Genomic DNA, 11,701 nt, shown 5'->3' with positions numbered 1-11,701 from the left:
GCTTCTTTGTACCACCCGCGAGACCCCGGGCACCGGGGCGGTCCACCCCCTGTTCCCAAGGGAGAACCGCCCCGTGATACCTCCGTTACGCCTCGGCGTCCGTCAGTTGCCGAACATCTCCATCGACTTGGCCCGCTCCTCGTCCCCGTCCTCGACCCCGCTGATGCTGGTACTCATCAGGAGAGAACGGCCGTTCACGTAGGCGACCCGGGGCTGGAAGAGGGAGCGCTCGGTCCGTACCCCCGCGTCCGGGTGCCGCAGCAGCAGCCGCGGTGTGCCACCGGTCGGCGGCAGCGACGCGATGGCGCCGGCCTTCTTCGTCGACGACTCCACGAACACCAGCAGCCGGCCGCCCTCCACCCGCATTGGCATCATGGTCTGCCCGGCCGGGGCCGCGGCCTTCCATCTGGCCTGACCGGTGCTCACGTCGAAGGCCACGATCTTGTTGGTGGGGGTGGCATCGGACTCGTCGGACTTGGTCGCCAGGTAGACCGTCCGGTCGTCGGTCGCCACCCCGAGGCAGTTGTCGAGGTTCCCGCCGCCGGTGATGAGATCGGTGTCGCACTCCACCCGGTAGTTCTCCGTGCCGCCGGCCAGCTGGGAGCGGTAGGTGCCGTCCGGGTTGAGCATGATGACGGCCCAGTCGCGGTCCTTCTTCAGGGAGACGACCAGCGGGCTGACCGAGTAGAACTGCGAGACCTCCCAGCCCTTCTTGACCTTGTACGTCCACAGGACCTTCCCGCTGACCGGGTCGATCCGCTCCACCAGCTGTTCCTTGTGGTCGTCGGCCGCCGTCTGGCAGCTGGCCGCGGCGATCCCCAGCGGTCCGCTCGCGAAGCCGAACGGCTGGCAGTTGCCCGGAAGTTTCCCGAAGAGCACCTTGCCGTCGCTGACCCGGAAGGCGTCCGTCCTGGTCTTGCGCCCGACGGTCACGGTGTCGCCGTTGATCGCCATCGCGGTGTCGGAGAGCAGGTCCCAGGCACCCTGCCGCTCGAAGGTCTTGTACCAGCCGGCCTTACCGGTCGTGAGGTCGGCCATCTGGAGTCCGTTGCACTCCGCCTCGCTGCCGCTGCCGCTCTGCACCCCGAAGACGATCTTGCCGTCGGCGGTGGCCTGCGAGGGTGCACCGCACAGCTTGCCCGGCAGTCGCAGGCTCCACTTCTGGCTGCCGTCGGCGACCGAATAGCCGGACACGGTGTGGAACATCGCCTTGACCACGGTGTCGCCGACGAACCAGGGGCCGTACACGCTCTCGCCGTTGCGGGGCAGGTCGACGCCGCCCTCCTGGAGCCACTGGACCTTCGCCTCGCCGGCCTTGCGCCCGGCGTTGATCCCGTCGGCCTCCGCGCGCAGGTCGCCCGGCCCCGGGTCCTTCTCCTTGCCCTTGGAGTTTTCGCCGGTGGAGGGGCCCGGCGCGGGATCGGCGCTCGTCTTCGCCGTGGGCTTCTTCCCGTCGCTCCCGCCCGTCGCCAGCCAGACACCACCGCCCGCCAGCAGCACCACGCCGAGCACGGCACCGATGACGGCTCCCCGCCTGCCCCGGAAGAACCCGCCACCACCACCACCACCGGCGGGGCCACCGGGCTGCGGTGACGACGGCACACCGTACGGCCCGGGCTGCGTCGGCACGTCGTACAGACCCGGCTGGGCGGGCGCGTTGTACGGGCCCGGCTGGGCGGGCGCGTTGTACGGGCCCGGCTGGGCGGGCGCGTTGTACGGGCCGGGCTGGGCGGGCGGCGGCCCGTAGGGGCCGGGCGGCTGGGCGGGCGGCGGCGGCCCGTACGGACCCGGCGGCTGCGTGCCGTACGAGCCTGCTGCCTGACCCGACGGCTGCGTCGGCGGTTGGGCCGGCTGCTGTGTCGGCGGCTGCGTCGGCGGCCCGTACGAGCCGGGCTGTGGTTCGTACGGAGCCCCGAAGCCTCCCTGCGGCGGTTGCTGGCCGGGCGGCTGGGTCATCAGCACGTCCCCCTTCGTGCGGACCTCTCCGGCTTCTGCGCCGGTCAGGGTTTCTTTGTATCACCCGCCCCGCAAGCCCCAGCAGTCACACCTGACGCACCGTGGCGATCAGGCGTCCTCGGCCAGTTCCAGCCAGCGCATCTCCAACTCGTCGCGTTCGGCGACCAGTTCGCGCAGTTCGGCGTCGAGCTTCGCCACCTTCTCGAAGTCCGTGGCGTGCTCCGCGATCTGCGCGTGCAGCGTGGTCTCCCGCGTCGACATCTTGTCGAGCTGCCGCTCGACCTTCTGGAGCTCCTTCTTCGCGGCACGGGCGGCCTGCGGGGAGACCGTCGCGGCCGGGGCGGTCTCCTTGGCCGGCGCGGGTGCGGCGGAGGGCGTGGCCGCCTCCTCCATCCGCTGCCTGCGCTCCAGGTACTCGTCGATCCCGCGCGGCAGCATCCGCAGCGTGCGGTCGCCGAGCAGCGCCATCACCCGGTCCGTGGTCCGCTCGATGAAGAACCGGTCGTGGGAGATCACGATCATCGATCCGGGCCAGCCGTCGAGGAGGTCCTCCAGCTGGGTCAGGGTCTCGATGTCGAGGTCGTTGGTGGGCTCGTCGAGGAAGAGGACGTTCGGCTCGTCCATCAGCAGGCGCAGGATCTGGAGCCGGCGCCGCTCACCGCCGGAGAGGTCGCCGACCGGGGTCCACTGCTTCTCCTTCGAGAAGCCGAACTGCTCGCAGAGCTGGCCCGCGGTCATCTCGCGGCCCTTGCCGAGGTCGACCCGGTCCCGTACCTGCTGGACGGCCTCCAGGACCCGCAGGTTCGGGTTCAGCTCGTGGACCTCCTGGGAGAGGTAGGCCAGCTTGACGGTCTTGCCGACGACGACCTTCCCGGCGGCGGGCTGTGCGTCGCCCTGGGTGCGGGCCGCCTCGGCCAGCGCCCGCAGCAGCGAGGTCTTGCCCGCGCCGTTGACCCCGACCAGACCGATCCGGTCGCCGGGGCCGAGCTGCCAGGTGAGGTGGGTGAGCAGCGTCTTGGGGCCCGCCTGGACGGTCACGTCCTCCAGGTCGAAGACGGTCTTGCCGAGCCGGGCGTTGGCGAACTTCATCAGCTCGCTGGTGTCGCGCGGCGGCGGCACATCGGCGATCAGCTCGTTGGCCGCCTCGATGCGGTAGCGGGGCTTGGAGGTGCGGGCGGGGGCGCCGCGGCGCAGCCAGGCCAGCTCCTTGCGCATCAGGTTCTGCCGCTTGGACTCCTCGGTCGCGGCGATCCGCTCCCGTTCGGCCCGCGCGAAGACGTAGTCGCTGTAGCCGCCCTCGTACTCGTGGACGGTGCCGCGCTGGACGTCCCACATGCGGGTGCAGACCTGGTCGAGGAACCAGCGGTCGTGGGTCACGCAGACGAGCGCGGAGCGGCGGGCCCGCAGATGGCCGGCCAGCCAGGAGATGCCCTCGACGTCGAGGTGGTTGGTCGGCTCGTCGAGGACGATCAGGTCCTGTTCGGCGATGAGCAGCTTGGCCAGCGCGATCCGGCGCCGCTCGCCACCGGAGAGCGGGGCGATGACGGTGTCCAAGCCGTGCTCGAAGCCGGGCAGCGCGAGGCCGCCGAAGAGTCCGGTGAGTACGTCGCGGATCTTGGCGCTGCCCGCCCACTCGTGGTCGGCGAGGTCGCCGATCACCTCGTGGCGGATGGTCGCCTGCGGGTCGAGCGAATCGTGCTGGGTCAGGACGCCGAGCCGCAGCCCGCCGTTGTGGGTGACGCGTCCGCTGTCCGCCTCCTCCAGCTTGGCGAGCATCCGGATGAGCGTCGTCTTGCCGTCGCCGTTGCGGCCCACGACCCCGATCCGGTCCCCCTCGGACACCCCGAGGGACACGCCGTCGAGCAGGGCACGGGTGCCGTACACCTTGCTGACCTGCTCGACATTGACCAGATTGACGGCCATTTCACTCCTGCCCCGGGGGATCGATCGGCTTCCCAGGGTACGGGGCTCCGGAGACGGGGACTCGCGGGTGCCTTGCCTTCCCGGCGCCCTGTACGTACGGCCTCCTGTACAGGGGCTCACACCGGGAGGACGAGGTACGCATCGTTGCCTGCCGCTATCACTACGGCCGGTAGCGGCAGGCGCCGTCAGACGACCGTGGCCCCCGGCGCCGGGGACACCGCCGTCCGTGCGTTGCGGCAGGTGCCGGAGGTGAGCAGGGCCTCGGCGACCTTCCGGGCCGACTCCTCGTCCGCCACCAGGAACGCGGTGGTGGGTCCGGAGCCGGAGACCAGGGCGGCCAGGGCGCCCGCCGCGGTGCCCGCGGCGAGGGTGTCGGCGAGTGAGGGGCGCAGGGAGAGCGCGGCGGGCTGGAGGTCGTTGGAGAGGGCCGCGGCGAGCGCGGTGGCGTCGCCGGTGCGCAGGGCGTCGAGGAGCGCGGGGGAGGCTTCCGGCTCGGGGACGTCGGTGTCCGCCGTCAGCCGGTCGAACTCGCCGTAGACGGCCGGGGTGGAGAGCCCGCCGTCGGCGACCGCGAAGACCCAGTGGAAGGCGGAGCCGGCCTCGATCGGGGTGAGCCGCTCACCGCGTCCGGTGCCGAGGGCGGCGCCCCCGACCAGGCTGAACGGGACGTCGCTGCCCAGCTCGGCGCAGATCGCGAGGAGCTCGTCCCGGGTGGCGCCGGTGGACCAGAGCGCGTCGCAGGCCAGCAGCGCGGCCGCGCCGTCGGCGCTGCCGCCCGCCATGCCTCCGGCGACGGGGATGTCCTTGGCGATGTGGATGTGCACATCGGGTGCGATGCCGTGCCGCTCGGCCAGCGCGATCGCGGCGCGGGCGGCGAGGTTGGTCGCGTCCAGCGGTACCTGCGCGGCGTCCGGGCCGGAGCAGGTGATGCGCAGCCCGTCGGCGGGGGTGACGGTGACCTCGTCGTACAGGCCGACGGCGAGGAAGACATTGGCCAGGTCGTGGAAGCCGTCGGGGCGCGGGGCGCCGACCGCGAGCTGGACGTTGACCTTGGCGGGTACGCGGACGGTGACGCTCACTCGCCACTCCCCGAGGGCTCGTTCCCGGCAGCCCCGGAGGTCCCGGCCGGCTTGTTCTCGGCGATGGCGGCGAACTCCTCGACGGTCAGTGACTCGCCGCGGGCCTGCGGGGAGATTCCGGCGGCGACCAGGGCCGCCTCGGCGGCGGGTGCGGAGCCGGCCCAGCCGGCCAGGGCGGCCCGCAGGGTCTTGCGGCGCTGGGCGAAGGCGGCGTCGACGACCGCGAAGACCTCGGTCCGGCTCGCGCTCGTCGCGATCGGCTCGGTGCGCCGGACCAGGGAGACCAGGCCGGAGTCGACGTTCGGGGCGGGCCAGAAGACGTTGCGGCCGATGGAGCCGGCACGCTTGACGTCCGCGTACCAGTTGGCCTTCACCGACGGCACGCCGTAGACCTTGTTGCCCGGCCGTGCGGCCAGCCGGTCGGCGACCTCGGCCTGGACCATGACGAGGGTGCGCTCGATGGACGGGAAGCGCTCCAGCATCGTCAGCAGGACCGGCACGGCGACGTTGTACGGAAGGTTCGCGACCAGCGCGGTCGGCGCCGGTCCGGGCAGTTCCCGGACCAGCATCGCGTCGGAGTGCACCAGGGCGAACCGGTCGGCCCGCCCCGGCATCCGGGCGGCGACGGTGGCCGGCAGCGCGCCCGCCAGCACGTCGTCGATCTCGACGGCGACGACCCGGTCCGCCGCCTCCAGCAGCGCCAGGGTCAGCGAGCCGAGCCCCGGGCCGACCTCGACGACGACGTCGTCCGGCCGGACCTCCGCCGTCCGTACGATCCGGCGGACCGTATTGGCGTCGATGACGAAGTTCTGGCCGCGCTGCTTGGTCGGGCGTACGCCCAGCTCGGCGGCCAGCTCGCGGATGTCTGCGGGGCCCAGGAGGGCGTCGGGCTCAGTGGTGCTCACCCGGTAAGCCTACGGCGACGGCCGCCGCGGTCAGTAGTCGAAGGCCCTGGCGGTGTTGTCGAAGACGGCCGACGCCAGGGTGTCCTCGTCCAGGCCCTTCACCGCCGCCATGGCCCGCAGGGTGACGGGGATGAGGTAAGGCGCGTTGGGCCGCCCCCGGTACGGGGCGGGGGTCAGGAACGGGGCGTCCGTCTCGACCAGGACCAGTTCCGTCGGGGCCACGGCCAGGGCGTCCCGCAGCGGCTGGGCGTTCTTGAAGGTGACGTTGCCGGCGAAGGACATGAAGTACCCGGCGTCCGCGCAGATCCGGGCCATGTCGGCGTCGCCGGAGTAGCAGTGGAACACGGTGCGTTCCGGGGCGCCCGCGTCGGCGAGGATCCGCAGCACGTCCGCGTGCGCCTCGCGGTCGTGGATGACCAGCGCCTTGCCGTGCCGTTTGGCGATCTCGATGTGGGCCCGGAAGGACTCCTCCTGGGCGTCCATGCCCTCGGGGCCGGTACGGAAGCAGTCCAGCCCGGTCTCGCCGACACCGCGTACGTGGTCGAGTGCGGCCAGCGCGTCGATCTCCGCGAGCGCCTCGTGCAGCGCCGCCTGCCCACCGCCCTCCCGCGCGCCCTGGCGCGACCAGCCGTCGGGGTCGCCGTGCACGATGCGTGGTGCCTCGTTGGGGTGCAGGGCGACCGCCGCGTGCACGTTCGGGTGCGCGGCGGCGGTCTCGGCGGCCCATCGCGAACCGGCCACGTCGCATCCCACCTGGACCACGGTGGTCACATTGACCGCGGCGGCCCTGGCCAGGCCCTCCTCGACGGTCGCGTCCTGCATGTCCAGGTGGGTGTGCGAATCGGCGACCGGTACCCGGAGGGGTTCGGGCAGCGGTGGGGCTTCGGTACGGCTCATGACGACGATCGTACGAGGAGCCACCGGTGCGCCCGGACGGGCCGCGGCGGAGCCGGGCGCCCGCCTCCGGCCGAAGGGGCGCCTACCTCCGGTGGAAGGGGTGCAGCAGGTCGGACAGGTGCCAGTGGTGTCCGGTCTCCGCGGGGGCGGCGGCCGCGTCGGCCTCGCCGTCCTGGATCGCCGACCGCGCCGGCTTGGGGTTGTGGAGCAGCTGCTGGACGGTCGAGACCCGGCCGGCCCGCATGATCCGGACCACGTGTCCGCCGCAGTTCGTGCAAGTGGGCCGGGAAAGGGGCGAGGGCACCCGTTCCCCGTCCGCCTTGTAGATGACGAAAGCGTTGTTGGAGCCGTCGACGTGGTGCTCTATTTCGAAGGCCTGTTCCCAGCCGTGTCCACACCTCATGCAGGCGAATGCGTACGCCTCGTGCGCGGTGGTTTCTGCGATCTCGCTCATGCCCGCTCCTTTGTCCGCCGGACAGGCACTCCGGACAAACGTTCCGGAGAATGCGTCCCTGACCAGTGGACGCCCTTACCGGCAGGAGCGCATCGGACCCTGTCGACTGTTGGAGCGCTTTTGGCCATCTCGTGGCAGAAAAGCCCGGTGCGCGGCTCTCGCTTTGCTTTTCACGATAGTCCTTTGCCCTTCGCGGGGGCGGTCCGCTCCGCGTTCTTTGCCGCGACGACCGCGTCGAACACCTCGCGCTTGGGCAGACCCGCGTCCGCGGCGACCGCGGCGATGGCCTCCTTGCGCCGCTCCCCCGCCTCCTCGCGCACCCGCACCCTGCGTACCAGCTCCTCGGCGTCCAGTTCCTCGGGTCCGGAGTCGGCCGCGCCCTCGACGACGACGGTGATCTCGCCGCGTACGCCTTCGGCCGCCCACGCCGCCAGTTCGCCCAGCGGGCCGCGCTTCACTTCCTCGTACGTCTTGGTCAGCTCCCGGCACACGGCCGCCCGGCGGTCGGCGCCGAAGACCTCGGCCATCGCGGCGAGGGTGTCGTCGAGGCGGTGCGGGGCCTCGAAGAAGACCATGGTGCGGCGCTCGTCGGCGACCTCGCGGAGCCGGCCGAGCCGTTCGCCCGCCTTGCGCGGCAGGAAGCCCTCGAAGCAGAAGCGGTCGACGGGCAGCGCGGACAGGGCGAGCGCGGTGAGCACGGCGGACGGGCCGGGCACCGCGGTGACCTTGATGTCCTTCTCCACGGCGGCGGCCACCAGCCGGTAACCGGGGTCCGAGACGGACGGCATCCCGGCGTCCGTGACCAGCAGCACGCGGGCGCCGCCGATCAGCGCCTCGACGAGTTCGGGCGTACGGGCCGACTCGTTGCCCTCGAAGTAGGAGACGACCCGCCCCGTGGTGTGGATGCCGAGCGCCTGAGTGAGGCGGCGCAGCCTGCGGGTGTCCTCGGCGGCGACGACGTCCGCCGTCTCCAGCTCGGCGGCGAGCCGCGGCGGGGCGTCCGCCACATCGCCGATGGGGGTTCCTGCGAGTACCAGCGTTCCAGTCGTTCCAGTCACAAGTGCCATCCTCCCAGCACGGGCGACGGCGCTCGCACAGATGCGTTCCCTACGATGGCGCGGTGACGAGTACTGCGCCCGAAGCCCGACAGGGCCAAGACGCCGGGGAACCGCACGGCGAAGATCCGGCCTCCTGGCAGCAGCGGCTGCGCCGCTTCGGCCATTCGCCCCGGCCCGGGATCGGGCTGCGCGAGCGGCTTGTCCCGCCCTACACCAGGCCCGGCATCCAGTTGTGGGCGGTGCTCGGGATCTCCCCGCCGATGGCCGATCGCCTGGTGCGGTGGTCGGCGTGGGGCGGTCCGCTGCTCGTGGCGCTGGTCGCCGGGCTGCTGCGGTTCTGGAATCTGGGCAGCCCGCACGCGCTGATATTCGACGAGACGTACTACGCCAAGGACTCCTGGGCCCTGATCAATCAGGGGTACGAGGGCGACTGGCCCAAGGACATCGACAAGCTGATCCTCGCGGACCCGTCGAAGGTGGACGTCCCGGTGGACCCGGGCTACGTGGTGCACCCGCCGGTCGGCAAGTGGATCATCGGGCTCGGTGAGCATTTCTTCGGGTTCACGCCGTTCGGCTGGCGGTTCATGGTGGCGGTGCTCGGCACGCTGTCGGTGCTGATGCTGTGCCGGATCGGCCGGCGGCTGTTCCGCTCGACGTTCCTGGGCTGTCTGGCGGGCACCCTGCTCGCGGTGGACGGTCTGCACTTCGTGATGAGCCGGACCGCGCTGCTCGACCTGGTGCTGATGTTCTTCGTGCTGGCGGCGTTCGGCGCGCTGCTGATCGACCGTGACTGGGCCCGGCGCAGACTGGCCGCGGCGCTGCCGGTCGACGAGGAAGGGGTGCTGCGCCCCGACGCGGGGGTCGCGGAGGATCTGCGGCTCGGCTGGCGGCCCTGGCGGATCACCGCGGGCCTGATGCTGGGGCTGGCCTTCGCCACCAAGTGGAACGGCCTGTACATCATGGTCGGCTTCGGCCTGATGACGGTGCTGTGGGACGTCGGCGCGCGCCGGACCGCGGGTGCGGTCCGCCCGTACCTGGCGGTGCTGAAGCGGGACCTGGTGCCGGCGTTCGTCTCGACGGTCCCGGTCGCGCTCCTGACGTACCTCGTCTCCTGGACCGGCTGGATCGTCACCGGCAAGGGCTACTACCGGAACTGGGCGCAGACCGACGGCCGGGGCGGCGACTGGACCTGGCTGCCGGACTGGCTGCGCAGCCTGTGGCACTACGAGTACCAGGTCTACGAATTCCATGTGAACCTGACGTCCGGCCACACCTACCAGTCCAATCCGTGGAGCTGGATCGTGCTGGGCCGGCCGGTCTCGTACTTCTGGGAGGAACAGCAGGGCTGCGCGGCGTCGGCGACCGGCAAGTGCTCGCGCGAGGTGCTGGCCATCGGGACACCGCTGCTGTGGTGGGCGGCGTGCTTCGCCCTGGTGTACGTGCTGTGGCGGTGGTTCTTCCGGCGCGACTGGCGGGCGGGTGCGATCGTCTGCGGCGTGGCGGCGGGCTGGCTGCCCTGGTTCCTCTACCAGGAGCGGACGATCTTCCTCTTCTACGCGGTCGTGTTCGTGCCGTTCCTGTGTCTGGCGGTGACGATGATGATCGGCGCGATGCTGGGCCCGGCGGCCGGGACGGGGACCGGGCAGGAACTGGGCCTGAGTTCCGGCGATCCGACGGGCGAACGGCGGCGGACACTGGGCGCGATCGGGGCGGGCGTCCTGGTCCTGCTGATCATCTGGAACTTCATCTACTTCTGGCCGATCTACACGGGCACGCCGATCCCCGACGGATCGTGGCGCGAGCGGATGTGGCTGGACACCTGGATCTAGCTGGGCGGAAGCACCAGGAGGCCGCAGTCGGTGACTGCGGCCTCCTGGTGCTTGTCGTTCGTCGTCGGTGCCCATCGGCCGCCCCCGGACGGCCCTCGGACGGCATGGCATCGTGGATGACCTGTCCGCCCACAAGGACGACAAGATCTTCACGATCGCAGCCTGAGCGACCCGGCGACCGATGCGGTCACGGCACTAGCCGCCGCAGGTCAGGTCCTTCGCGGGCAGCCGGCCCGTGGTCAGGTACCGCGTGACGTCGGCGTCCGCACAGGACGGGCCGGCCACCACCACGCCGTGGCCCTCACCGCCGGCCACCGTGATCATCCGCGCGCCGTGCAGCGCCCGGCGCATGCCCTGCGCCATGGCCAGCGTCGCCTGCGGGTCCCACTGGTTCTGCACGATCAGCGCGTCGACGTCGTTGTTCACCACGGTGGCCGGCTCCCTTGCCGCCGACTTCCAGAACGCGCACGGCTGAATGTTGGCCCCCAGGTCGCCGGCCAGCGGGTACGTGGCTCGGTCCCGGATCACGTCCCGGCGGTACTGCTCGGGGTTGCGCGGCCAGCTGCGGGTGTCGTCGCAGAAGACTGCCCACACGGCGGCGGACTGGTTATCCGCCGGAACGTCCGCAGTGAAGGCCCCCGCATCAGCGGACCGGACCGGGGCGGAGGCGGGGGCCGTCGTTCCGGCCGATCCGGCCGACACCGCCGACGCGGTCAGCGTGGCCGGCGCGGGCGATCCGCCCTCGGCCGCGGCCTTCAACCCGACGATCCACGGGGTGACGGCCTCGACGTGGACGAACGCGTTGTACGCGGAACGGATGGCGCCGCCACTGAGCGCCCCGCCCTCCGTCGGGACGGGTGTGCGGTCGGCACGGGCGATGAGCTCCCAGTACGTCTTCCGGACCTCCGCCGGAGTCGGACCCAGCCCGTACGTGGCGTTGCGCGCGGCGGCCCACTCCGTCCACCGGGTGAAGGCGAGTTCGGCCCCCGCCGACCATCCCCGGAACATCCCTCGCCACGCGAGCGTCGGATCGAGCGCGCTGTCGAGCACGAACCGGTCCGAGCGCTGGGGGAACATCTGCGTGTAGACGGACCCCAGGTAGGTGCCGTACGAGTACCCGAAGTAGGAGATCTTCCTCTCTCCCAGCGCCGCCCGGACGACATCCATGTCCCGTGCCGTGTTGCGGGTGGTGATGTGCGGCAGCACGTCACCCGCCTTGGCCCAGCACTTGTCGGCCACCGTCCGGGCCCAGGCCACGTCCTTCGCGAACGTCCCTGCGGTGTAGGGATGCTGGAAGGCCTGTTCCTCGTCCGTCAGGCCGCAGCCGATCGGCGCACTCTGCCCGACCCCGCGCGGGTCGAAGCCGATCAGGTCGAACCGCTCCCGTACCTCCGCCGACAGCAGCGGCTCCATCTCCGCGGGCATGGTCAGCCCCTGAACGCCCGGTCCCCCGGGATTCATCAGCAGCACGCCGCGCCGCTCCTTCGTGCTGCCCGCCTTGATCCGCGATATCGCGAGGTCGATCTTCCGGCCCCCGGGGGCGCGGTAGTCCAGCGGCACCTTGACCTTCGCGCACTCCAGGGCCGCCGGCTGGCCCGTG

Annotated in this window: 9 protein-coding genes; 1 reads left to right on the top strand and 8 read right to left on the bottom strand. The window is 71.7% G+C overall.

Going from position 1 to position 11,701, the window contains the following annotated elements; genetic code table 11:
* Window positions 1–102 precede the first annotated feature (102 nt).
* From EES42_RS38765 to rsmI, 7 genes are all read right to left on the bottom strand, one after another.
* Window positions 103–1,956, bottom strand: coding sequence for an outer membrane protein assembly factor BamB family protein (locus EES42_RS38765; protein WP_124722891.1), 1,854 nt, complete (start codon window positions 1,954–1,956; stop codon window positions 103–105).
* Between the two features lie 108 nt (window positions 1,957–2,064).
* A complete protein-coding gene (locus EES42_RS38760; protein WP_124722890.1) occupies window positions 2,065–3,879 on the bottom strand; it encodes an ABC-F family ATP-binding cassette domain-containing protein in 1,815 nt (604 codons plus the stop codon).
* 185 nt (window positions 3,880–4,064) lie between these two features.
* Complete coding sequence (locus tag EES42_RS38755) at window positions 4,065–4,958, bottom strand: 4-(cytidine 5'-diphospho)-2-C-methyl-D-erythritol kinase (RefSeq protein WP_124722889.1); 894 nt, start codon at window positions 4,956–4,958, stop codon at window positions 4,065–4,067.
* Complete coding sequence (gene rsmA / locus EES42_RS38750; protein WP_124722888.1) at window positions 4,955–5,863, bottom strand: 16S rRNA (adenine(1518)-N(6)/adenine(1519)-N(6))-dimethyltransferase RsmA; 909 nt, start codon at window positions 5,861–5,863, stop codon at window positions 4,955–4,957. Before rsmA ends, EES42_RS38755 begins: the two co-directional genes overlap by 4 nt.
* A gap of 30 nt (window positions 5,864–5,893) precedes the next feature.
* Window positions 5,894–6,760, bottom strand: coding sequence for a TatD family hydrolase (locus EES42_RS38745; RefSeq protein WP_124722887.1), 867 nt, complete (start codon window positions 6,758–6,760; stop codon window positions 5,894–5,896).
* An 82-nt stretch (window positions 6,761–6,842) separates the two neighbouring features.
* Window positions 6,843–7,214, bottom strand: coding sequence for a hypothetical protein (locus tag EES42_RS38740; protein ID WP_124722886.1), 372 nt, complete (start codon window positions 7,212–7,214; stop codon window positions 6,843–6,845).
* A 170-nt stretch (window positions 7,215–7,384) separates the two neighbouring features.
* Window positions 7,385–8,281, bottom strand: coding sequence for a 16S rRNA (cytidine(1402)-2'-O)-methyltransferase (rsmI, locus tag EES42_RS38735; protein ID WP_124722885.1), 897 nt, complete (start codon window positions 8,279–8,281; stop codon window positions 7,385–7,387).
* Window positions 8,282–8,334: 53 nt separating this feature from the next.
* Between rsmI and EES42_RS38730 the strand changes: the two genes are divergently transcribed.
* Window positions 8,335–10,101 carry a dolichyl-phosphate-mannose--protein mannosyltransferase gene (locus tag EES42_RS38730; RefSeq protein WP_124722884.1) on the top strand — a complete coding sequence of 589 codons (1,767 nt, stop codon included), beginning with the start codon at window positions 8,335–8,337 and terminating at the stop codon, window positions 10,099–10,101.
* A gap of 195 nt (window positions 10,102–10,296) precedes the next feature.
* Here the strand turns inward: EES42_RS38730 and EES42_RS38725 are convergent.
* A partial coding sequence (locus EES42_RS38725; RefSeq protein ID WP_164495488.1) for an alpha/beta hydrolase occupies window positions 10,297–11,701 on the bottom strand: 1,405 nt, incomplete at its 5' end.

It is taken from the genome of Streptomyces sp. ADI95-17, from assembly GCF_003846175.1.
In the GTDB taxonomy this organism is placed as follows: Bacteria; Actinomycetota; Actinomycetes; order Streptomycetales; family Streptomycetaceae; genus Streptomyces; species Streptomyces sanglieri.
The sequence above is the reverse complement of the archived record's forward strand: the minus strand, read 5'-3'. Positions and strand labels throughout refer to the sequence as shown.

Bases quoted from the DNA above. Each gene is read 5' to 3' on its own strand.
- EES42_RS38765 (WP_124722891.1), bottom strand. From the start codon at position 1,956: ATGACCCAGCCGCCCGGCCAGCAACCGCCGCAGGGAGGCTTCGGGGCT.
- EES42_RS38745 (WP_124722887.1), bottom strand. From the start codon at position 6,760: ATGAGCCGTACCGAAGCCCCACCGCTGCCCGAACCCCTCCGGGTACCG.
- rsmI (WP_124722885.1), bottom strand. From the start codon at position 8,281: ATGGCACTTGTGACTGGAACGACTGGAACGCTGGTACTCGCAGGAACC.
- EES42_RS38740 (WP_124722886.1), bottom strand. From the start codon at position 7,214: ATGAGCGAGATCGCAGAAACCACCGCGCACGAGGCGTACGCATTCGCC.
- EES42_RS38760 (WP_124722890.1), bottom strand. From the start codon at position 3,879: ATGGCCGTCAATCTGGTCAATGTCGAGCAGGTCAGCAAGGTGTACGGC.